The sequence below is a fragment of the Microbacterium pratiae genome, assembly GCF_047302165.1.
Classification (GTDB): domain Bacteria; phylum Actinomycetota; class Actinomycetes; order Actinomycetales; family Microbacteriaceae; genus Microbacterium.
The window spans coordinates 2,126,824-2,148,189 of the sequence record NZ_CP154843.1; the positions used below are offsets into that span (position 1 = coordinate 2,126,824).

Consider the following 21,366-nt stretch of genomic DNA (forward strand, 5'->3'; position numbering starts at 1 on the left):
GAGGGTGACGCTCGCGTCAGAGGGCGCGGAACCGGGCCTCGACGGCGGCCGTCACGACGATCTCGGCGGGGCGGAGCTCGACACCTCCCGATGACGCGTCCGCAGACATCGTCGCGGCGCGCGCGAACAGCGGTGCCGAGGGCGGGGCGTCGGCACCGTGAAGCAATCCGATGTCCGCGATCTCGACGGGCTCGACGGAAGCGCGGCCCAGAGCCGTGGCATACGCAGATGCGCGCGCGACCGCCACGCCCACCGCCGACGTCGCGACGTCGCGCTCGACTGTCGCGCGCGTCGCGGGGGAGAGCTGCCATTCGATGTTCGAGACGCGCATCCCCTCATCGTCCGCGAGCCGGGAAACCCACTCGGCTAGTGCCACGAAGTCGTCGAACGTGGCCCGCAGGTCGATCGTGGCGTGGTGGACGGGTGCGAGTTGGTTCCCTTCGGCGTTCCAGGGGCGCTCAGACCACGTCGACACCGACCCGCTCGACCAGTCGGAGACCGTACCGGCCCGAGTGAGCTCTTCGAGGCGTGTGCGCAGCGGCGCGACGGTCGCTGTCACGCGCGAGACGACGTCGGTTCGCTCGGGACCGTCGGCGGTTGCTGCGGCAGAGACGATCGCGACTTCGGGTGAGACGCGACGCTCGGCCTCGCCGCGGACGGAGATGAGGATGTCTGCCATGATCCGACTCTAAGCGGGGCGAGTGGGAATGGCGCCGGCCGACGATCGGTTGTAGTCTGTAGTGCTCAGGTGCTCCGGCATCCGAGTGAGAAATTCAACAGCGTGACAGCGGCCCTTCGATCGAAGGCTCATGGGGATGATCGGTTTCGACATCGCCTGTGTGTCGGCGAGAAGCGGGCCGAGGATGCAGGGTTATCTCGTTAACGATCTCTGCAAAACTATAAGTGCCGAATCCAAGCGCACTGACTTCGCCCTCGCTGCATAAGCGAGCCCGATAGTCCGTCAGACCGTGTGTGATCCCGCCACGGACCCTGGCGTCATCTAGGGATCTTGCTGTGTGACGGCGTTCGGACGTCACGCGGGACTCTTTCCGGACTGGGCCTGTCGACTTATGTGTCTGTACTGAAAGTCGGGGCCGAGCAGAACGCCTCTACAGACTGCGCCCGGAGAAGACGCCGTATCTCAGCGATGGACGGGGGTTCGATTCCCCCCATCTCCACCACTGCCGCTGTCACAGCACGAAGCCCCCGCTGTCCTCGGACGCCGGGGGCTTCGCTGTTTGCGATCGCTCACGGTGTCCAGCCCGGCGCGGGACGGAGCGCCTCTAGCCGGCGGTGGTCGTCGATACGCACCCGGTCCCAAGCGTGGATGACGAGGCCGTCCCCGAGCGACAGTCCGACGTGCCCCGCGCGAGCGGAGACGTCGTCGATGCTGAAGTGCATGCCTGCGAGCATAGAGAGCCACCCGGCGAATGACGAAGGCCCCCGTCCTCGATGCGAGGTCAGGGGCCTTCGTCGATGACGGGCGGTCTCAGGTCTTGTTGCGGATGGAACGCATCAACCAGGCGATGACCGCGATGAGGATCAGCGCGATACCGACGAACAGCAGGAACTTCACCGCTTCGACGAAGATTCCCGTGAACAGCAACGCGATGCCGATGATGATGAGGATGATCGCAAGTGCAGGCATGCCCCGATTGTGGCGCGACGATCGCGTCCGCGCACGCGCTTGACCTCGAGGGCGACAGACTCTATGAGCGCGGCTCTACGGGCGCGCGTCGGCAGACGACTGCTCGGTGCCCTGATGGAAGCGCAGGGCGAGCGCGTCGCCGGCGGTCGCCCACACGGACGAGTGCCGGCTGACACGATCGCCGGCGACCAGGCGGTACGTGACGAGCACCGTGTCGATGTCGATGCGCTGGATCACCCACTCGTCGGTGTGCGGGGTGTCGCGGGTTGCTTCCTCGACGAGCTCGACGAGAAGGTCGGACCTGCTCCACAGGCGACCGGACCGGCCGATCTCGGTGAAATCCGGGTGGATGAGCTCACGGAGGCGGCGCGCGTCCTGACGTACGGCGCTCGTGAGCAGATCTCGCTCCGCATCACGGATACGACTGGCCAGATCGTCGGCCACACCGACGGCTTCGAGCTCGCTCATCAGCGTCGCTCGATGACGACGAGGCCCTGCTTCACGTCGGCGACCTGCGCGTAGCCCTCGCCGAAGAAATAGGTGACTCCGTACCCGTCGCCATCGATGTTGAGTGCGAAGGCCGGGTCTTCCGTGAGGTAGACCCCGTCGTCGGCTTCTTCGCGGATCCACCCTTGCGACTCGAGGGTGCGCTCGGCGTCCGTCGTCTCGGATGCGGTGAGCGGCGCCCAGCCGAACTGGAGGATGTTGCCGCCGGGTTCGGCCGCGTTGGTCCAGGTGCACGACACACCCGCGTCGATCTCCGTGTCACCGATCATGAACGGTCCCTGCTGGTACTCCCACCCCTGCGACTGGAGTTCCTCGAGACTCGCCTCGCGGATGATGTTCTCGCATGTCGGGTCGGGCAGGGCGGGTTCAGAGGCGGTGGCCTCGGGCGTCGCGACGGGTGAGGACGGGGCAGCCTCGGGCGGCGTCGTCTCGGCGGGCTCGGGGGCACTGCAGCCGGCGAGCAGGAGCAGCGCCATCACGGAGCCGGTCGCGAGGGCGACGGGCGTGCGCCGCCGGATCATGCGTTACCGCCGTCGTGGGAGAGAAGCTCGAGATAAGTCGCGTGGAGAGCGCCGTTGGTCGCGAGCGACGAGCGGGTCGACAGGGTCTCGACGCCGTCGATGTCGGTGAATCGTCCGCCCGCCTCGGTGACGATCGGAACGTGAGCGGCCAGGTCGTACTCTTTCACGCCGAACTCGGCCACGAATTCGAGGCGCCCCTCGGCGAGAAGCATGTACGGCCACGCATCGCCGTAGCCGCGGTCGCGCCAGACCCGGCGCGAGAGGGCGAGCAACTGGTCACCGCGCCCGACCTGGTCCCACTGGCGGATGCTCTGGAAGCTGATGCTCGACTGCGCGAGGTCATCGATCGACGACACCGTGATCCGCCGGGGAGTCGTCTCGCCCGGGACGTTCGTCCACGCCCCGCGGTCGGTCGCGGCCCACCAGCGACGGCCGATAGCCGGCTGGCTGACGACACCGACGCGCGGCACCCCGTCGATGGACAATGCGATCAGCGTCGCCCACATGGGAATGCCCTTGAGGTAGTTGGCCGTCCCGTCGATGGGGTCGATGATCCATTGCCGGCGCGCGTCACCGGTGGAGCCGTACTCCTCGCCCAGAACGCCGTCGTTCGGCCGCTCTGCGGCCAGCAGATCGCGGATGGCGCGTTCCGTGGCGAGGTCGGCCTCGGTGACGTGCGACGCGTCCGCCTTCAGCTGCACGTCGAGGTCGGCCGCGTCGAAGCGGGCCATGCTGACCGCGTCGGCGGCATCCGCCAACCGCAGTGCGAGAGCCAGGTCGTCGGCCAGTGCGTCTGCAGTAGCCGTTGTCAGATCCGGTGTGGTGGGGGTCACGGCTCCAGGATACGACGCGCCGGTGCCCTCGATTGGCGCGACGACTCGAAGTGGGGTAACGTTTCTCCTCGGTTCGCTTCATCGCGAACAGCCCGCACCTCTAGCTCAATCGGCAGAGCAACTGACTCTTAATCAGTGGGTTCTCGGTTCGAGTCCGAGGGGGTGCACCAGCATGAAGGCCCTGCAACTCTCGCCAGTTGCAGGGCCTTCATGTGTTGTGTCGCCGTGATGTGATCCGGGGTCCGTCGTGCTGTGTTCCGCGGTCCGGTGCGTCGGTTTCGGCGGACCGCCCTGCCGCTTTCCGCGGACCGCGATGCGCCACGAAGCGTACCGCCGCGATGCGGTCACTCCTCTGTCTGGCGAGCGGCAGTGTGGTCGTCTCGGTGTCGGCTCAGGCGGCCCGTGGCGTCGGCACGCGCGGGCGCCTTAGAACGGTGGTGCGTCGGCAACAGGTCTTGCGACGTCGATCGGGGCGTTCTCGGGCGTTTCCCGAGCGAACCACGGGCAATCCGGTGTGCCCTGATCGCCGACTGGGTCGGTGGTGGTGAAGGCGACAAGGGGTGGTGGTGCGTCTTCGCGGTACGCCCGCCCGGTCGGTGATGTCCAGACGAGTGTTCCGCCCGCGAGTTGTCGGACTCGCCATCTCGTGTGGTGTTTGACGTCGTGGTGTCGTTTGCAGAGGTTGGCGAGGTTGCAGACGTGCGTTGCCCCGCCGTGGGATGCGGCGGTGGTGTGGTCGAGTTCGCAGCGGATGGCGGGTTGTCGGCATCCGGGGAACCGGCAGTGCCGGTCGCGTGCCCGCAACACTCGCACCATGGCGGCGGTCGGTCGGTACGTGTCGCATTCGAGGACGGTTCCGGTGACCGGGTGGGTGAGCAGCCGGTCCCACGAGGTCGCGTCACCCGCGAGCTGGCGTGCGGCGGTGGCGTCGATGGGGGAGCGCCCCGCCAGATCGGCTGGCCCTTCGTCCTGACCCATCAGCGTGAGCGCGGATACGGCGACCTGCACGTGTGCCCGGATCGCCCCGAGGGTTCCGTTGCCGTCGCCAGTCGCCGTCGGGTCGAGCGCGGGCGACCCGGCGAGGAGGAGATCGGAGAACATGTCGGCGCGGACCTGATCGATCGTTCGCGCGTCACTGATGAAAGACGATCTGTCGGCGCCCGCGTGGTCGACCAGGCCGTCGGCGCCGGTCGCGTCCGCGGCGAACAGGGCGTCAGCTCTCTCCGCACCAGCGCTTCCGGCACCATCGTCCGCGGCGTCAGATCCCGCCCCGCCTGCGCCTGCGCCTGCGCCGTCAGCCTGCGCCCGTGCGTTGATGATCTCGCGCGCTTGCCGCGTCAGTCGGTCCACGATCCCGTCGGCGATCACGGTCGGCAGCGTTGCGATGAGATCCGACATGCCGTCGGCCCCGGTCCGCACCTGCACGCACCGCCCCGCAGCGGCCTCCTCGTGCCGTTCGGCGAAGGTCCGCGGGTGCATCCGCTCCGCGAGCATCTGCAAACTCCCGCGCACCCGGTTGGGTGTCTCGCCCTCGCATCGCTCGATCGCGACGCGCTCGAAGTCCTCGCGGTCGTCAGCGGGAACGAGGCATCCGATCTCCTGAATCACCCGCACGTGCCCGCGGACCAGCCGCCCGTCCTCCCACGCCGCCATCGTCAACGGGAAGTTGTCCACCAGGTCTCGTGCCTCGTCGATCCGCCGCTGCAACGTGCGGTCGGTGGCGACGAACACCCCGGCCAGCTCCGCGGCGATCCCGCGCAACGCCATCTCCCGCGCCTTCACGCGTTCCGACGCCCCCGCAGCCTGCTTCTCGGCGAGAGCCCCGGCCGCCGCGAGCACCCGCACTTCACGCACCTGGCCCGCCCGAATGACATCTGCCGCCGCCTCGGCATCCGCGACGAGCGCCGCCAGGGCGTCGACGTCACCGTCGTTGCCCATCCCGGCATCCATCCCGCCGCCCAGTCCGTCATTAGAATGCATGTTCGAATACTGTCACGCACCTCCGACATCGCCCCGTGACCGTCCACAGGCCAGCGCGCGGGTTTCGCATACATGCGCTCGCCCGAGGTCGAACGGACGGTGTCCGCACCATCTGCGACGCTCGTAGGCTGGGAACATGACCACGCCCGAGATCGTCATCGTCGCCGCCGCCCGTACACCGCAGGGGCGTCTGCAGGGGAGTCTCTCGTCGATCCCCGCGCCCGAGCTCGGTGGAGCTGCCATCGCCGGCGCCCTCGCTGCGTCCGGTGTTCCCGCCGCAGCGGTCGACGCTGTCATCATGGGGCAGGTCCTGCCCGCGGGCAACGGGCAGAACCCGGCCCGGCAGGCGGCGCTGGCTGGCGGCATCGGCTGGGATGTCCCCGCCTCGAGCGTCAACAAGGTGTGTCTCTCCGGCCTCACCGCGGTCATCGATGCGGCGCGCATGATCGCGCTCGGAGACGCCGAGGTGGTCGTCGCCGGCGGCATGGAGTCGATGAGCCGCGCGCCTCACCTTCTCCCGGGCTCGCGTTCGGGCTGGTCGTACGGGGCGATCGAGGTCCTCGACCACGCCGCCTTCGACGGCCTCACCGACGCCCACGACCACGAGAGCATGGGCGCATCGACCGAGCGCCTGAACCCGCGCTTCGACGTGACGAGGGAGCAGCAGGATGCCGTCGCCGCTCGCTCGCACCAGCGAGCTGCCGCCGCGCGGAGCGCGGGCCGTTTCGCCGCCGAGATCGCACCCGTGGCGGTGCCGCAGCGCCGAGGAGAGCCGGTGATCGTCGATACCGACGAGGGCATCCGCGCGGACACGACCGTCGAGACCCTCGCCGGCCTGCGCCCCGCCTTTGCGCGGGACGGATCGATCACGGCCGGCAACGCGTCGCAGATCTCCGACGGTGCCGCCGCGATCATCCTCACGACGCGCGACCGGGCGGACCGCGAGGGCTGGGCGGTCATGGCCGCGCTCGGTGCCAACGGACAGGTCGCAGGACCCGATAACTCGCTGCACGAACAGCCCGCCGCCGCGATCGAGCGCGCTCTGGCCAAGCACGGTATCGCGGCATCCGACCTCGATCTCATCGAGATCAACGAGGCGTTCGGCTCGGTCGTCGCGGCGTCGGAGCGTCGCCTCGGCGTCTCATCCGACATCGTCAACGTCGACGGCGGCGGCATCGCACTCGGGCATCCGATCGGCGTTTCGGGCGCCCGCCTCGTGGTGCATCTCGCGCACGAGCTCGTGCGCCGCGGAACGGGAACGGCCGCAGCCGGTCTCTGCGGCGGCGGCGGTCAGGGCGAGGCGCTCATCCTCACGCGCTGACCTGTCGACGGAGCGGGTCAGCGGCGGTTGCGCTTGACTCGCTCGGCGAAGAGCTCGTCGCGGTCGACGGTGGAGTCGTCGGCCACGAGGCGGCCTCGAGCGCCGCGGTAGCTGTCGACCACGGCGCCGATCGCGAGCGCCAGAGTGATGCCCCAGCTGAGCCAGGCGAGAGCGGTGCGCCACGTGAAGGGCTCGTCGCTGCGGGCCGAGCGGAGCAGCGTCACGCCGCCGGTGATCGCGGAGAAGAGGCCGGTGCCGAAGAGGTACTTGCGCATACCACAAACGTAGCTCTCCCCAGGGGGCGCTGGGTGCGCGGGTAGGGTGGGAGCACCGCCGATCGCAGCCTGGAGGCATGCATGAGCACCGCTGATTTCGTCGTCGTCGCCAACCGGCTTCCGGTTGACCGGAACACGGACGGTGGTGAGGACGGAGAGTGGCGCCGTTCGCCCGGTGGCCTGGTCACCGCGCTCGAGCCCGTCATGCGACGCACTGAAGGCGCGTGGGTCGGCTGGCCCGGCAAGCCCGACCTCGAGTTCGAGCCGTTCGACTTCGACGGCATGCACCTCGTCCCCGTCGCGCTCAGCGCCGCCGACGTCGAGGACTACTACGAGGGCTTCTCCAACGACACCATCTGGCCGCTCTACCACGACGTCATCGCGGCACCGCGATACCGACGTAACTGGTGGGAGGCGTATCAGCGCGTGAACCGGCGCTTCGCCGAAGCAGCGGCGGCGGTCGCTGCGGACGGCGGCATCGTGTGGGTGCAGGACTACCAGCTGCAGCTCGTCCCGAAGCTGCTCCGCGACATGCGGCCCGACCTCACGATCGGCTACTTCCACCACATCCCGTTCCCGGCGTACGGGCTGTACTCGCAGCTTCCGTGGCGCAAGCAGGTGCTGGAGGGGCTTCTCGGTGCCGATGTCATCGGCTTCCAGCGCGTCGCCGACGCCGGCAACTTCGCCCGAGCGGTCCGCCGCCAGCTGCGCTACGAGACCAAGGCGAGCGGCATCCGGGTGCCGGCCGCGGGCGGCGGACACCGGACGGCGATCGCGAAGGCGTTCCCGATCTCGATCTCGACCGACGACTACATCGAGCTCGCGCAACGTCCCGACATCCAGGCGCGCGCCGCGGAGATCCGCGAGGACCTCGGCAATCCGAAGACGGTGCTCCTAGGCGTGGACCGCTTGGACTACACCAAGGGCATCCGTCACCGGCTGAAGGCCTTCGGCGAGCTCATCGAAGACGGCCGGGTCTCGGTCGAGGACGCGACCCTCGTGCAGGTCGCGAGCCCCAGTCGCGAACGCGTCGAGTCGTACGTCCAGCTGCGTGACGAGATCGAGCTCACCGTCGCCCGCATCAACGGCGATCACGACACGTGGGGGCACAGTGCGATCCGCTATCTCCACCAGGCGTTCCCGCGTGAAGAGATGGTCGCGCTCTTCCTCGCGGCCGACGTCATGCTGGTCACCGCGTTGCGTGATGGCATGAACCTCGTCGCCAAGGAGTACGTCGCGAGTCGGGTAGACAACCGCGGCGTGCTCGTGCTGAGCGAGTTCGCCGGCGCTGCGGACGAGCTCGCGAGCGCCGTGCGCATCAATCCGCACGACATCGACGGCATGAAGGATGCCATCGTGCGGGCGATCGAGATGCCTGCCGCCGAGCAGGGGAGGCGGATGCGCGCTCTTCGCAAGCGGGTTCGCGAACACGATGTCGACGACTGGTCGCGCTCGTTCCTCGACGCGCTCGCGGCAGCCGCCCAGACGAACAGCCCGGCCGAGTCAGCGGCCACCGCTCGGGCCGTGTCGACCGCCGCGACCGAAGCGGAGGATCGCGCGTGAGCGCCATCGCCTACACCTCGCCCGACGGACTCGCAGAGGCCCTCGATCGCGCCGCGTCAGCACGACACCTGCTCATCGCCCTCGATTTCGACGGCACCCTCGCGCCCCTCGTCGACGAGCCCATGTCGGCCCGGATGCTGCCCGCGGCCCGCGACGCGCTCACGCAGCTCGGGCACGCACCGGCGACGACAGTCGCACTCGTGTCGGGGCGGACGCTCGAGCATCTGGCGGAGATCTCGGAGCGCGAGCCCGGCTCGCAGATTCATCTCGCCGGCTCTCACGGCGCGGAGTTCTGGCATCCGGATGCCGATGCCGACGACGATCCCGACGACGAAGCCGCGCTCCGTGACGCGCTGACGGCGCAAGCGGAGGAGATCATCGCGGGTGTCGAGGGGGCGTGGATCGAGCACAAGCGGTTCGGGTTCGGCCTGCACACGCGTCTCGCCGACCGTGACGGTGCTGCCGACGCAGCGGCCCGCGTCGACGAGCTCGTCAGCGCGGAGGCTCCGACGTGGCGCCGACGCACGGGTCAGGACATCCTCGAGTTCGCCTCGCGTCACGAGGGCAAGGACTCCGCGGTGCGTAGTCTCCGCGAGCGCGTCGGTGCCGACGTCGTCGTCTTCGCCGGAGACGACGTGACCGACGAGGACGCGCTGCGATCGCTCGAACGCGGCGACGTCGGCATCCGCGTGGGCGAGGGAGAGAGTGTCGCGGAGTACCGCGTGCCGGACGCCGCGGCGCTCGCGGCGCTGCTCGGCAGGCTCGCCGAGGCTCGGGCGGGCGAATGAGGCCCGGGCCGCGGGCATAGAATTCGAGAATGCCCGACAGCTCCGAGACCATCGACATCAAGCCCCGCAGTCGTGCCGTCACCGACGGCATCGAAGCGACGACCTCCCGAGGCATGCTCCGTGCCGTCGGCATGGGGGATGAGGACTGGGACAAGCCCCAGATCGGCATCGCCTCGAGCTGGAACGAGATCACTCCCTGCAACCTGAGCCTCGACCGGCTGGCGCAGGGCGCCAAAGAAGGTGTGCACGCGGGCGGCGGGTATCCGCTGCAGTTCGGCACCATCTCCGTCTCGGACGGCATCTCGATGGGCCACGAGGGCATGCACTTCTCGCTCGTCTCGCGAGAGGTCATCGCCGACTCGGTCGAGGCGGTCATCATGGCCGAGCGTCTCGACGGCACCGTCCTGCTGGCCGGCTGCGACAAGTCGATTCCGGGCATGATGATGGCGAGCGCCCGCCTCGGGCTCTCGAGCGTCTTCTTGTACGCCGGATCGACGATGCCCGGCTGGGTCAAGCTCAGCGACGGCACCGAGAAGGACGTCACGATCATCGACTCGTTCGAGGGCGTGGGCGCCTGCCGCGCCGGCAAGATGAGCGAGGCCGACCTCAAGCGCATCGAGTGCGCCATCGTCCCCGGTGAGGGCGCATGCGGCGGCATGTACACGGCCAACACGATGGCCTCCGTCGGCGAGGCCCTCGGCCTCAGCCTGCCGGGCTCCGCCGCTCCGCCGTCGGCGGACCGCCGCCGCGACTACTACGCCCACCGCTCCGGCGAGGCCGTCGTCAACCTCCTTCGTCAGGGCATCACGACGAAGGACATCCTGACGAAGGAGGCGTTCGAGAACGCCATCGCGCTCGTCATGGCCCTCGGCGGCTCGACCAACGCGGTCCTCCACCTTCTGGCCATCGCCCGCGAGGCCGAGGTCGACCTGAGCCTGCACGACTTCAACCGCATCGGCGACAAGACGCCGCACGTGGCCGACATGAAGCCGTTCGGACAGTACGTCATGAACGACGTCGACCGCCACGGCGGCATCCCGGTCGTGATGAAGGCGATGCTCGACGAGGGGCTGCTCCACGGTGACGCGCTGACGGTGACCGGCAAGACGCTCGCGGAGAACCTCCGCGACCTCGACCCGGAGCCCATCGACGGCAAGGTCATCCACACGTTCGACAACCCGATCCACGCCAGCGGCGGCATCACGATCCTGCACGGATCGCTCGCGCCGGAGGGCGCGGTCGTGAAGACGGCCGGCTTCGACGCCACGGTGTTCGAAGGTCCGGCGCGCGTGTTCGAGCGCGAGCGTGCGGCCATGGATGCCGTCGCCGACGGAGAGATCGAGCCGGGCTCGGTCATCGTCATCCGGTACGAGGGCCCGAAGGGTGGGCCCGGTATGCGCGAGATGCTCGCGATCACCGCCGCCATCAAGGGCGCCGGCCTCGGAAAAGATGTACTACTCTTGACGGACGGACGATTCTCAGGCGGCACAACCGGCCTGTGCATCGGCCACATAGCACCCGAAGCGGTGGACGCAGGTCCCATCGCATTCGTGCGCGATGGTGATCTGATACGGGTCGATATCGCGGCTCGCTCCCTCGACCTACTCGTCGACGAGGCTGAGCTGAACGCCCGCCGTGACGGCTGGGCTCCTCTTCCCCCGCGCTATACCCGTGGCGTTCTGGCCAAGTACTCCAAGCTCGTGCGCTCCGCCGCGGAGGGCGCGACCACCGGCTGACTTCGGCTCCGACATCGTCTCCTCTTCTTCAGCGAGGTTCATCACCATGTCCACCGACATCTCCGCGGCCATTCCTCGGCCGCCGTCCCGTACGCCCTCGGCACCCGTCATCACGGGAGCGGAGGCCGTCGTCCGCTCGCTCGACAACCTCGGGGTCACCGAGGTCTTCGGCCTCCCGGGCGGCGCGATCATGCCCGTCTACGACCCGCTCATGGACGACGAAGCGGTCCGCCACATCCTCGTCCGCCACGAGCAGGGCGCCGGCCATGCCGCCGAAGGGTACGCCGCGGCATCCGGTCGTGTCGGAGTCGCGATCGCGACGTCCGGCCCCGGTGCGACGAACCTCGTGACGGCGATCGCCGACGCCTACATGGACTCCGTGCCGCTCGTCTGCATCACGGGACAGGTGTTCTCGACCCTCATGGGGACGGATGCCTTCCAGGAGGCCGACATCGTCGGCATCACGATGCCGATCACGAAGCACTCGTTCCTCGTGAAGACCGCCGAGGAGATCCCCGGCGCCATCGCCGCGGCGTTCGAGATCGCCGGCACGGGCCGCCCCGGCCCCGTGCTCGTCGACATCACGAAGGACGCCCAGCAGAACACGGCGCCCTTCGTATGGCCGCCGAAGGTCGACCTGCCGGGTTACCGCCCGGTGACGAAGGCGCACGGCAAGCAGATCCAGGCAGCCGCACAGCTGCTCGCCGAGTCGCAGAAGCCCGTGCTCTACGTCGGTGGCGGAGTCATCCGCGGCGGTGCCTCGGAAGAGCTCCTGACCCTCGCCGAGGCGACGGGTGCGCCGGTCGTCACGACGCTCATGGCCCGCGGCGCGTTCCCCGATTCGCACCCCCAGCACCTCGGCATGCCCGGCATGCACGGTACGGTCCCGGCCGTGCTGGCGCTGCAGGAGTCCGATCTGATCGTCGCGCTCGGCGCGCGGTTCGACGACCGGGTGACCGGGAAGGCGTCGCTGTTCGCTCCGCATGCCAAGGTCGTGCACGTCGACATCGACCCCGCCGAGATCTCGAAGATCCGCTTCGCCGACGTCCCCATCGTGGGCGACGTGCGCGACGTGCTGGTCGACCTCGAGTCGGCGTTCCGCGGTGTGATCGGCGACGGTAAGCCCGAGACGACCGAGTGGTGGGCCTACCTCGACGGGCTGCGCGAGGAGTTCCCCCTCGGCTACGCCCCGACGACCGACGGACTGCTGTCGCCGCAGCACGTGATCCAGCGCATCGGCGAGCTCACCGGTCCCGAGGGCGTCTACGCGTCCGGCGTCGGCCAGCACCAGATGTGGGCGGCGCAGTTCATCAAGTACGAGCGCCCCAACTCGTGGCTGAACTCCGGCGGCGCCGGCACCATGGGCTACGCGGTCCCCGCTGCGATGGGGGCGAAGGTGGCTCAGCCCGACCGTGTGGTGTGGGCGATCGACGGCGACGGCTGCTTCCAGATGACCAATCAGGAGCTCGCGACCTGCGTCATCAACCAGATCCCGATCAAGGTCGCGATCATCAACAACTCGTCGCTCGGCATGGTCCGGCAGTGGCAGACGCTGTTCTTCGACGGCCGTCACTCGAACACCGATCTGAACACGGGGCACGGCACGGCGCGGATCCCTGATTTCGTCAAGCTCGGAGAGGCCTACGGCTGCCTCGCGATCCGGGTCGAGACCGAGGACCAGATCGACGACGCCATCAAGCTGGCCCTCGAGACGAACGACCGGCCGGTCGTCATCGACTTCGTCGTGAGCGCCGACGCGATGGTGTGGCCGATGGTCCCGCAGGGCGTCAGCAACAGCTACATCCAGTACGCCCGCGAGCACGCGCCCGCATTCGACGAGGAGGCCTGAGATGTCGCGCCACGTGCTGAGCCTCCTGGTGGAGGACAAGCCGGGTCTGCTGACCCGTGTCGCCGGGCTGTTCGCCCGACGCGGCTTCAACATCGAGTCGCTCGCGGTCGGCGTCACCGAGGTGCCGGGACTCTCGCGCATCACGGTCGTCGTCGACGTCGAGGAGCTGCCTCTCGAGCAGGTGACGAAGCAGTTGAACAAGCTCGTCAACGTCATCAAGATCGTCGAGCTCGACTTCTCATCGTCGGTGCAGCGCGAGCACATCCTCATCAAGGTGCGCGCCGACAACCAGACCCGCTCGAACGTCATCGAGGTCGCGAACCTGTTCCGTGCCGCGATCGTCGACTACGCCCCCGACGCCCTGGTGGTCGAGGTGACCGGAGACCGCGGCAAGATCGACGCGATCCTGCGCGCCTTCGAGCCCTTCGGCATCAAGGAGCTCGCCCAGTCGGGTCTGCTCGCCATCGGGCGCGGCGGTAAGAGCATCACCGAGCGCGTTCTGCGCGGCTGACCTTCCGAACCACGAATCAAGGAGAAACACAGAACATGGCCGAGATCTTCTACGACGACGACGCCGACCTGTCCATCATCCAGGGCAAGAAGGTCGCGATCGTCGGCTACGGCTCGCAGGGACACGCCCACGCCCAGAACCTCCGTGACTCGGGCGTCGAGGTCGTCATCGCCCTCAAGGACGGCTCGAAGTCGGCCGCGAAGGCGCAGGACGAGGGCTTCGAGGTCAAGAACGTGGCGGATGCCGCCGAGTGGGCCGACCTGATCATGATCCTGGCGCCCGACCAGCACCAGCGCTCGATCTACGCGGACTCCATCAAGGACAAGCTGACGGCGGGCAAGACCCTCGCGTTCGCGCACGGCTTCAACATCCGTTTCGGCTACATCGACGCTCCCGAGGGCGTGGACGTCATCCTCGTCGCGCCCAAGGCGCCGGGCCACACGGTGCGTCGCGAGTTCGTCGCCGGCCGCGGCATCCCCGACATCATCGCCGTCGAGCGTGACGCGTCGGGTTCGGCGTGGGACACCGCGCTGTCGTACGCGAAGGCCATCGGTGGCACGCGCGCCGGCGTCATCAAGACCACCTTCACCGAGGAGACCGAGACCGACCTCTTCGGCGAGCAGGCCGTGCTCTGCGGTGGCATGAGCCACCTCGTGCAGTACGGCTTCGAGACGCTGATCGAGGCCGGCTACCAGCCGCAGATCGCGTACTTCGAGGTTCTCCACGAGCTCAAGCTGATCGTCGACCTCATGTGGGAGGGCGGCATCGCCAAGCAGCGCTGGTCGATCTCCGACACCGCCGAGTACGGCGACTACGTCTCGGGCCCCCGCGTCATCTCGCCCGAGGTGAAGGAGAACATGAAGGCTGTTCTCGCCGACATCCAGTCGGGCGCGTTCGCACAGCGCTTCATCGCCGACCAGGACAACGGCGCCCCCGAGTTCCTCGGCCTCCGCGAGAAGGAGCAGGGTCACCCGATCGAGGCGACCGGCAAGGAGCTGCGCGGTCTCTTCGCGTGGAAGCAGCAGGACAGCGACTACATCGAGGGCAGCGCCGCGCGCTGACCCGCGAACGAGCGGCACCGTCCGCTCCGCGACCCTCGGCGGCACCCCGTCGAGCCCGGCCTCGTGCCACGGAAGCCCGGTCCCCATCAGGGGCCGGGCTTTCGGCGTGCTCGGAGCGCCCTGACCTTTTACGATGGATGCATGCCCGTCCGTAAGAAGCAGTTCGCTCGCGCGCGCCTGGGGGCGGTGTGCGTCGCAGCTTCTGTGGTCGCGGGGGCGATCACCGCACCGTCCGTCTGGGCGACCACGACCGGCGAGGTCGAGATCATCCCGCGTGCGGACTCCCCGGTCGCGCCGACGGATCCGGATGACGACGGTCAGTCCGACGACGACGTCTCGGTCCCTGCGCCGGGGGAGACCGTCTCGCCTTCCCCGGAGCCGGAGCCGGAGCCGACGCCCGCCCCGTCGCCGACCGGCAGCGGGCCCACACCGTCTCCCAGCACCAGTCCATCGCCGGTCCTGCCGCCCGTGGACCCCTCGCCGCCCGTCACGGTGCCACCGGCGCCCTCGCCCGTCCCGCCGCGCGTCGAGGGCGAGGTCGAGATCGAGCTGCGCGCACCGGTCGCCGCTCGCCTCGGTGCCCTGCTGCGCCTGGCTCCCCGCACCGGCGACCCGGCGTCGCCGACTCCGGCACCGAGCGACGTCGTCCACATCGACGGTGGTCCCGATGTCGGCGGCTCGGCCGAACTGGGCGCGTCGGTACCCGCCGAGGATCCCACGGGGCGGACCGACGCCGTGCGGGTGGGGTCGTTGCACGACGGCTCGGGCGCGGAACTCGCGGAGCCCGCGGTATGGGCTCCCTGGGGCGGCGCGCTGGCGGTCGCCGGCGTCGGGGTCGTCGTGCTGGTCTTGCGCGGCGGCCGTCAGATCGGCCGCTGAGCTCTCCGAGCTCGGCTGCGACTCCCGGCCGCCCGCAGGCGGGCGTTACGCTGAGTGCGTGATGAACCGCGACGACGATGCTCTGAGCTGGGCCGGAGACGACGACCCGACTCTCGTGTCGGCACCCGCTTCCGAGACCGCGTCGCCTCGACGGCAGCTCGACGAGCCGTCGGAGGTGGCGGCAGACGCAGCGAGCGAGGGCAGCGACGACACTGCACCGCAGGTGCTGAGCAACGCCGCGCTGATCTCCTTGGGAGTGCTCGGCGGGATCTACCTGCTGTATTCGGTCGGCTGGTTCGTGGGCGGGATGCGCGTCCACAACCTCAGCGGACTGCTCGGGATCGACTCCGCCATATCCGTCCCCGTGCTCGTGCTCGCCGTCGCAGCACCGGCGATCTGGTTCCTCGCCGCGTACGTGCTGACGCGCGGGTCTCGCGCATGGATCCGTTTCACCTGGCTCGTCGCGGGCGCCCTGCTGCTCGTGCCTTGGCCGTTCGCGACACTCGGAGCCGGGAGCTGACATGGTGACGGAGACCCAGGAAGTCCCGAGGACGCCCGCGGTATGGCGGGTGACCACGGTCGCCGGAGCGTTCGGCCTGTTCTACGCGTACGCGGTATGGGCTGCGGTTCCGCTCGTGATCGCCGCGTCGCCGGGGCGGACCGCGGTGGGGTGGGTCGCCGTGATCGCTGCGGTCGTGCTGCCGATCGTCATCTTCGCGGCCGCGTTCGCGCTCGGATGGCGCCGGCGGTCGGGAGCATTCGCCCTGATCCTCCTCGCCGGTCTGGGACTGTCTGCGGTCTTCTTCATGAACGTCCTGTCGTTCGCCCTGACGTCCGGCGCTGTCTGAGACGGCCGAGCGTCACACGGTCATGGGTGCCGTCGACGCCGCGCTAGGCTGAGACGACCCGCCGCACCGCCGTCGGCTGTCGTGGCGACCACCCGTTCCGCGCTTCTGCGCATGCTCCAGAGGATCGTCCGTGCCCCAGCCCGTCGTGCTCATCGCCGAAGAACTCTCGCCCGCAACGATCGACGCCCTCGGTCCTGACTTCGAGGTCCGATCGGTCGACGGCGCCGACCGTGCCGCACTGCTCCCGGCCCTCGCCGACGCGCATGCGGTCTTGATCCGCTCGGCGACGAAGATGGATGCCGAGGCGATCGCCGCCGCTCCGTCGCTCAAGGTCATCGCTCGCGCGGGTGTCGGGCTCGACAACGTCGACATCAAGGCCGCGACGGCCGCCGGCGTCATGGTGGTCAACGCTCCGACGTCGAACATCATCTCGGCGGCCGAACTGACGGTCGGTCACATCCTGAGTCTCGCCCGGCACATCCCTGCCGCACACGCGTCTCTCGCCGCGGGTGCGTGGAAGCGTTCCTCCTTCACCGGAACCGAGCTGTTCGAGAAGACCGTGGGCATCATCGGCCTGGGTCGCATCGGTGCGCTGATCGCCGCGCGGCTGCAGGCGTTCGGCGTGAGCGTCGTGGCCTACGACCCTTACGTCACCCCCACCCGTGCCCAGCAGCTGGGCGTCACGCTGCTGACCCTCGACGAGCTGCTCGCGCAGAGCGACTTCGTCACGATCCACATGCCCAAGACGCCGGAGACGACCGGCATGATCGGCACCGAGCAGTTCGCGCGGATGAAGAAGACGGCCTACGTCGTCAACGTCGCACGCGGCGGGCTGATCGACGAGGAAGCCCTGTACACCGCACTCACCACCGGTGAGATCGCCGGCGCCGGGCTCGACGTCTTCACGAGCGAGCCCCCGAAGGAGGACGGCACCGCCTTCCCGCTCCTGTCGCTGCCCAACGTGGTGGTGACACCCCACCTCGGCGCCTCGACGGATGAGGCGCAGGAGAAGGCCGGCGTGTCGGTGGCGAAGTCGGTGAAGCTGGCGCTCGAGGGTGATCTGGTGCCCGACGCGGTCAACGTGGCGGGGGGAGTCATCGACCCGTTCGTCCGACCCGGTATCGCCTTGGTCGAGCAGCTCGGCCAGATCTTCACGGGCCTCGCGCCGAGCGCGCTCACGAGCCTCGACATCGAGGTCCGCGGTGAGCTCGCCGACTACGACGTGAGCGTCTACCGGCTCGCCGCGCTGAAGGGGATCTTCACCAACATCGTCAGCGAGAACGTCTCGTACGTGAACGCTCCGCTCTTCGCCGAGCAGCGCGGCATCGAGACGCGTCTCATCGTCGAATCCGAGAGCCCGCTGTACCGCAACATCACAATCCTGCGGGGCACGCTCTCCGACGGCTCGGTGCTGACCGTCGAGGGGACGCTCGCCGGAACGCGGATGGTCCCCAAGGTCGTCGGCATCAACGGGTACGAGGTCGAGGTCCCGATCGAACGGCATCACGTCGTGATGCGCTACGCCGACCGTCCGGGGATCGTCGCGATCTACGGCCAGAAGCTGGGGCAGGCGGGCATCAACATCGCCGGCCTCCAGGTCGCGCGCCCCGATGCTTCCGGGCGCGCCCTCTCGGTGCTGACCGTCGACTCGCCGGTGCCCGACGACCTTCTCGACGAGATGCGCGAGGCCGTGGCCGCCGACCTGTTCCGCCAGATCGAGCTGACTGGGTTCTGAGAACTCGATCCGATGCCCGGGGCTCCGTCCCGGGCATCGGTCATTTCTGCGCGACTCCGAGCACGAGCCGGATCAGCGCGTCGAAGTCCTCTCCCTGGGGCACGGGGCCGACGACAGCTCCCGCGCCGAGCGCGTTGTTGAAGTAGAGGCCGTCGCCGACCAGCAGCACGAGCTGCAGGGCGGTCTCGTCGCGGGTGTGACCGCGCAAGGCGTCCTCCCACAGCGTCCGTACGTCGCGCAGTGCGCTGCTGGCTGCGGGGTGGCCGCTCTGCGCGAGCCGGGAGCCGGCCAGCAGCGCGCGATCGAGCGCACTGTCCTCCATGACCGAGGTACGGAGGTACGCGGCCACGATGCCCTCGGGATGCTGCGCCATGTCGTCGACGTCGAGACGGGCGAGTTCCATCATCCGGTCCAGCAGCGCCGTCTCGAGGGCCTCTTTCGAGCTGTAGTGGTAGAGCAGGCCGCCTTTCGAGACGCCGGCGGCCGCGGCGACGGCATCCATGGTCGCGCCGCGTGCGCCGTCGGAGATCAGGAGGTTCTCGTACGCGTCGAGCACGCTCTCGCGGGCACGTGGGGGACGACTCATGTTCTCAATCCTCTCGCGACTCGACGCCCGATGCTGTTACTATACCGGCTGGACGGTGAACTTATGACTTTGACAGAAGAGATCGCAATCGCGGACGGCCAGGGCCGGCGCGTCGGCTGGCGGGGGTGGGCAGCCCTCGGCGTGCTCATGCTGCCCGTGCTGCTCGTGTCGGTCGACAACACGGTGCTCAGCTTCGCCCTGCCGGAGATCGCTCGTGCGCTGAGCCCGACGAGCGCGCAGCAGCTGTGGATCATCGACGTGTACCCGCTCATCCTCGCGGGCCTGCTCGTGACCATGGGGTCGTTGGGCGACCGATTCGGGCGTCGCCGGATGCTGCTGATCGGAGCGACCGGGTTCGCGACGGTCTCCGCGTTGGCGGCGTTCGCCCCGAGTGCCGAACTGCTGATCGCGGCTCGTGCCGCGATGGGAGTGTTCGGCGCCATGCTGATGCCTTCCACGCTCTCGCTGTTGCGCAGCATCTTCACGGATCGGGATCAGCGGCGTCTCGCGATCGCCGTCTGGGCGTCGATGTTCTCGGCAGGTGCCGCCCTCGGGCCGATCGTCGGCGGTCTGCTGCTGGAGCACTTCAGCTGGGGCTCCGTCTTCCTCATGGCGGTGCCGGTCCTCGTGCCGCTGCTCGTGCTCGCGCCGTTCCTCGTGCCCGAGAGCCGCGACCCGCGGCCGGGTCGCGTCGATCCGATGAGCATCGCCCTCTCGATGCTGACGATGGTGCCGATCGTGTACGCGATCAAGGACTTCGCGGTGAAGGGCTGGGGTGTCACCCCGCCGGTGCTGTTCACCCTCGGACTGGTGTTCGGCTGGCTCTTCGTGCGCCGCCAGCTTCGTGCGAGCGAACCGATGCTCGACATGCGGCTGTTCTCCCGCGGCACATTCAGCGGTGCGCTGCTGGTCAATCTGCTGAGCGTCGTGGCCCTCGTCGGCTTCCTCTACTTCGTGACGCAGCATCTGCAGCTGATCGTCGGCCTCTCGCCGCTCCAGGCGGGGCTCGCCCTGGTTCCCGGCCTCGCCATGATGATCGTCGCCGGGCTGGGGGTGGTGCCGATCTCGCGTCGGGTCTCGCCGCGAATCGTCGTCCCCGCCGCTCTCACGCTTTCTGCCGCCGGGTACGTCATGATCGCGCTGCTCACCGACGCCGAGAGCATGATCGAGCTCGTTCTCGCGTTCGCACTGTTGGGCATGGGTATCGGCGCGGCGGAGACCGTGTCGAACGAGCTCGTGCTCGCGAGCGCGCCCCCCGCGAAGGCCGGAGCTGCCAGCGCGGTCTCCGAGACCGCTTACGAAGTGGGTGCCGTTCTCGGTACCGCTGTGCTCGGCGGCATCCTCACGGCGATGTATCGCGTCGGCATGGTCGTCCCGGACGGAGTGCCTGCGGCAGCGGCGGACGCGGCGCGTGAGACCCTCGCCGGAGCCGTCAACGTCGCTCAGGACCTCCCGGAGCCGCTGGGTCGTCAGCTGATGGATGCCGCGGCGCACGCGTTCGATTCCGGTGTCGGCGTGACCGCGGCGATCGGCGCGGTGCTCGTCGTCTTCGCGGGCATCATCGCGGCCACTACGCTGAAGGGATCCCACTCGCGGCGTGCCGAGCACTGAGCGTTCGACGCGCCGCTTCGCCGAGAACGAGGAGAGCGATGTCGCGCGTCGTGAAGCTGGCCGTGATTCCGGGTGACGGAATCGGACCCGAGGTCGTCGCCGAGGCCGAGAAGGTGCTCGACGCGGCGGTGGCGGGAGCGGATGTCGTGATCGACAAGACGCGCTTCTCGCTCGGCGCCGCCCGGTTCCTCGAGACCGGCGACACACTCACCGACGACGACCTCGAGGCGATCGCTGGGCACGACGCGATCCTGCTCGGCGCGGTCGGGGGAGTTCCCGGCGATCCGCGGCTGCGTGACGCGAACATCGAACGCGGTCTCCTGCTCAAGCTGCGCTTCGAGCTCGACCACTACGTCAACCTGCGACCCTCGAAGCTGTACCCGAGCGTTCCGGGCCCCCTCGCCGAGCCGGGGGAGATCGACTTCGTCGTGGTCCGCGAAGGCACCGAGGGCCCGTACGTCGGCAACGGCGGCAGCATCCGGCGCGGCACCCCGCACGAGGTGGCGAACGAGACATCGGTCAACACGGCCTTCGGCGTCGAGCGGGTCGTGCGCTACGCGTTCGACCTCGCCGAGCGCCGGCGGCAGAAGCTGACGCTCGTGCACAAGACGAACGTCCTCGTGCACGCCGGCGGCATCTGGAAGCGCGTCGTGGACGAGGTGGCGACCGAGCACCCCGACGTCGCCGTAGACTATCTGCACGTCGACGCGGCGACGATCTTCCTGGTCACGAACCCGGGCCGCTTCGATGTGATCGTCACCGACAACCTCTTCGGCGACATCCTGACCGACTTGGCCGGCGCCGTCACCGGAGGCATCGGCCTCGCCGCTTCGGGGAACATCAACCCCGACGGCGCGTTCCCCTCGATGTTCGAGCCCGTCCACGGATCGGCGCCCGACATCGCGGGTCAGCAGAAAGCCGATCCCACGGCCGCGATCCTCTCCGTCTCATTGCTGCTCGATCACCTCGGGCTCACGGAGGCCGCTCGACGCGTGACACACGCGGTCGAGGCCGACATCGCGGACCGCAGTTCGGACCCTCGCACCACGACACAGATCGGCGACGCGATCACGGCTCGACTCCAGGCGTAGCCTGGAAACCGCCCCGCCGCCCG

The 21,366-nt window shown here is 69.0% G+C and carries 22 protein-coding genes, 1 tRNA gene and 1 other RNA gene; 15 read left to right on the forward strand and 9 right to left on the reverse strand.

What is annotated here, in order from left to right:
* Positions 1-16: 16 nt before the first annotated feature.
* Complete coding sequence (locus AA0Y20_RS10020) at positions 17-679, reverse strand: SIMPL domain-containing protein (RefSeq protein ID WP_412939086.1); 663 nt, start codon at positions 677-679, stop codon at positions 17-19.
* Positions 680-811: 132 nt separating this feature from the next.
* Between AA0Y20_RS10020 and ssrA the strand changes: the two genes are divergently transcribed.
* Positions 812-1,181, forward strand: a transfer-messenger RNA (tmRNA) gene (gene ssrA / locus AA0Y20_RS10025).
* A 67-nt stretch (positions 1,182-1,248) separates the two neighbouring features.
* On the opposite strand, the gene AA0Y20_RS10030 is transcribed toward ssrA, so the two are convergent.
* The 5 genes from AA0Y20_RS10030 to AA0Y20_RS10050 all read right to left on the reverse strand — a co-directional run bounded on the left by AA0Y20_RS10030 (position 1,249) and on the right by AA0Y20_RS10050 (position 3,509).
* Positions 1,249-1,401, reverse strand: a complete 153-nt coding sequence (locus AA0Y20_RS10030; RefSeq protein WP_412939087.1) for a hypothetical protein — start codon at positions 1,399-1,401, stop codon at positions 1,249-1,251.
* 88 nt (positions 1,402-1,489) lie between these two features.
* The gene (locus tag AA0Y20_RS10035; protein ID WP_023951097.1) at positions 1,490-1,648 is read right to left on the reverse strand and encodes a hypothetical protein; all 159 of its coding nucleotides are present in this window, start codon (positions 1,646-1,648) and stop codon (positions 1,490-1,492) included.
* Between the two features lie 75 nt (positions 1,649-1,723).
* Positions 1,724-2,116 carry a DUF4440 domain-containing protein gene (locus AA0Y20_RS10040; protein WP_412939088.1) on the reverse strand — a complete coding sequence of 131 codons (393 nt, stop codon included), beginning with the start codon at positions 2,114-2,116 and terminating at the stop codon, positions 1,724-1,726.
* Positions 2,116-2,676: a hypothetical protein gene (locus AA0Y20_RS10045; protein ID WP_412939089.1), complete on the reverse strand. Its 561-nt coding sequence runs from the start codon at positions 2,674-2,676 to the stop codon at positions 2,116-2,118. Before AA0Y20_RS10045 ends, AA0Y20_RS10040 begins: the two co-directional genes overlap by 1 nt.
* Positions 2,673-3,509 carry an inositol monophosphatase family protein gene (locus AA0Y20_RS10050; RefSeq protein ID WP_412939090.1) on the reverse strand — a complete coding sequence of 279 codons (837 nt, stop codon included), beginning with the start codon at positions 3,507-3,509 and terminating at the stop codon, positions 2,673-2,675. The genes AA0Y20_RS10045 and AA0Y20_RS10050 overlap by 4 nt, the downstream gene beginning before the upstream one ends.
* A 94-nt stretch (positions 3,510-3,603) precedes the next feature.
* Here AA0Y20_RS10050 and AA0Y20_RS10055 point away from each other — a divergent pair.
* Positions 3,604-3,679 (forward strand) — tRNA-Lys (locus tag AA0Y20_RS10055).
* Positions 3,680-3,935: 256 nt separating this feature from the next.
* Here the strand turns inward: AA0Y20_RS10055 and AA0Y20_RS10060 are convergent.
* Positions 3,936-5,489 carry a DUF222 domain-containing protein gene (locus AA0Y20_RS10060; RefSeq protein ID WP_412939091.1) on the reverse strand — a complete coding sequence of 518 codons (1,554 nt, stop codon included), beginning with the start codon at positions 5,487-5,489 and terminating at the stop codon, positions 3,936-3,938.
* 136 nt (positions 5,490-5,625) lie between these two features.
* Between AA0Y20_RS10060 and AA0Y20_RS10065 the strand changes: the two genes are divergently transcribed.
* On the forward strand, positions 5,626-6,810 hold the full coding sequence (locus AA0Y20_RS10065) for an acetyl-CoA C-acyltransferase (protein ID WP_412939092.1): 1,185 nt from the start codon (positions 5,626-5,628) through the stop codon (positions 6,808-6,810).
* A gap of 17 nt (positions 6,811-6,827) precedes the next feature.
* On the opposite strand, the gene AA0Y20_RS10070 is transcribed toward AA0Y20_RS10065, so the two are convergent.
* Complete coding sequence (locus AA0Y20_RS10070) at positions 6,828-7,085, reverse strand: hypothetical protein (RefSeq protein WP_412939093.1); 258 nt, start codon at positions 7,083-7,085, stop codon at positions 6,828-6,830.
* 81 nt (positions 7,086-7,166) lie between these two features.
* On the opposite strand from AA0Y20_RS10070, the gene AA0Y20_RS10075 reads away from it, so the two are divergent.
* The 10 genes from AA0Y20_RS10075 to serA all read left to right on the forward strand — a co-directional run bounded on the left by AA0Y20_RS10075 (position 7,167) and on the right by serA (position 18,055).
* A complete protein-coding gene (locus AA0Y20_RS10075; RefSeq protein WP_412939094.1) occupies positions 7,167-8,648 on the forward strand; it encodes an alpha,alpha-trehalose-phosphate synthase (UDP-forming) in 1,482 nt (493 codons plus the stop codon).
* Positions 8,645-9,436 (forward strand): trehalose-phosphatase, encoded by a 792-nt coding sequence (otsB, locus tag AA0Y20_RS10080; protein WP_412939095.1) that lies wholly within the window; start codon positions 8,645-8,647, stop codon positions 9,434-9,436. The genes AA0Y20_RS10075 and otsB overlap by 4 nt, the downstream gene beginning before the upstream one ends.
* A 29-nt stretch (positions 9,437-9,465) precedes the next feature.
* Positions 9,466-11,172: a dihydroxy-acid dehydratase gene (ilvD, locus tag AA0Y20_RS10085; protein WP_412939096.1), complete on the forward strand. Its 1,707-nt coding sequence runs from the start codon at positions 9,466-9,468 to the stop codon at positions 11,170-11,172.
* Between the two features lie 46 nt (positions 11,173-11,218).
* Positions 11,219-13,021 (forward strand): acetolactate synthase large subunit, encoded by a 1,803-nt coding sequence (locus AA0Y20_RS10090; protein ID WP_412939097.1) that lies wholly within the window; start codon positions 11,219-11,221, stop codon positions 13,019-13,021.
* A gap of 1 nt (position 13,022) precedes the next feature.
* On the forward strand, positions 13,023-13,532 hold the full coding sequence (ilvN, locus tag AA0Y20_RS10095) for an acetolactate synthase small subunit (RefSeq protein WP_071918201.1): 510 nt from the start codon (positions 13,023-13,025) through the stop codon (positions 13,530-13,532).
* Positions 13,529-14,593 carry a ketol-acid reductoisomerase gene (gene ilvC, locus AA0Y20_RS10100; RefSeq protein WP_412939741.1) on the forward strand — a complete coding sequence of 355 codons (1,065 nt, stop codon included), beginning with the start codon at positions 13,529-13,531 and terminating at the stop codon, positions 14,591-14,593. The genes ilvN and ilvC overlap by 4 nt, the downstream gene beginning before the upstream one ends.
* Before the next feature lie 141 nt (positions 14,594-14,734).
* Positions 14,735-15,472 (forward strand): hypothetical protein, encoded by a 738-nt coding sequence (locus tag AA0Y20_RS10105; protein WP_412939098.1) that lies wholly within the window; start codon positions 14,735-14,737, stop codon positions 15,470-15,472.
* A gap of 61 nt (positions 15,473-15,533) precedes the next feature.
* Positions 15,534-15,992, forward strand: a complete 459-nt coding sequence (locus AA0Y20_RS10110) for a hypothetical protein (protein WP_412939743.1) — start codon at positions 15,534-15,536, stop codon at positions 15,990-15,992.
* A gap of 1 nt (position 15,993) precedes the next feature.
* Positions 15,994-16,320 carry a hypothetical protein gene (locus tag AA0Y20_RS10115; RefSeq protein ID WP_412939099.1) on the forward strand — a complete coding sequence of 109 codons (327 nt, stop codon included), beginning with the start codon at positions 15,994-15,996 and terminating at the stop codon, positions 16,318-16,320.
* A gap of 130 nt (positions 16,321-16,450) precedes the next feature.
* Positions 16,451-18,055, forward strand: a complete 1,605-nt coding sequence (gene serA, locus AA0Y20_RS10120; protein ID WP_412939100.1) for a phosphoglycerate dehydrogenase — start codon at positions 16,451-16,453, stop codon at positions 18,053-18,055.
* 40 nt (positions 18,056-18,095) lie between these two features.
* Here the strand turns inward: serA and AA0Y20_RS10125 are convergent, their stop codons facing one another.
* Positions 18,096-18,641 (reverse strand): TetR/AcrR family transcriptional regulator, encoded by a 546-nt coding sequence (locus AA0Y20_RS10125; protein ID WP_412939101.1) that lies wholly within the window; start codon positions 18,639-18,641, stop codon positions 18,096-18,098.
* 63 nt (positions 18,642-18,704) lie between these two features.
* Here AA0Y20_RS10125 and AA0Y20_RS10130 point away from each other — a divergent pair, with 63 nt between their 5' ends.
* Positions 18,705-20,252 carry an MFS transporter gene (locus AA0Y20_RS10130; protein ID WP_412939102.1) on the forward strand — a complete coding sequence of 516 codons (1,548 nt, stop codon included), beginning with the start codon at positions 18,705-18,707 and terminating at the stop codon, positions 20,250-20,252.
* Positions 20,253-20,290: 38 nt separating this feature from the next.
* The gene (locus tag AA0Y20_RS10135; RefSeq protein ID WP_412939103.1) at positions 20,291-21,343 is read left to right on the forward strand and encodes a 3-isopropylmalate dehydrogenase; all 1,053 of its coding nucleotides are present in this window, start codon (positions 20,291-20,293) and stop codon (positions 21,341-21,343) included.
* Positions 21,344-21,366 lie beyond the last annotated feature (23 nt).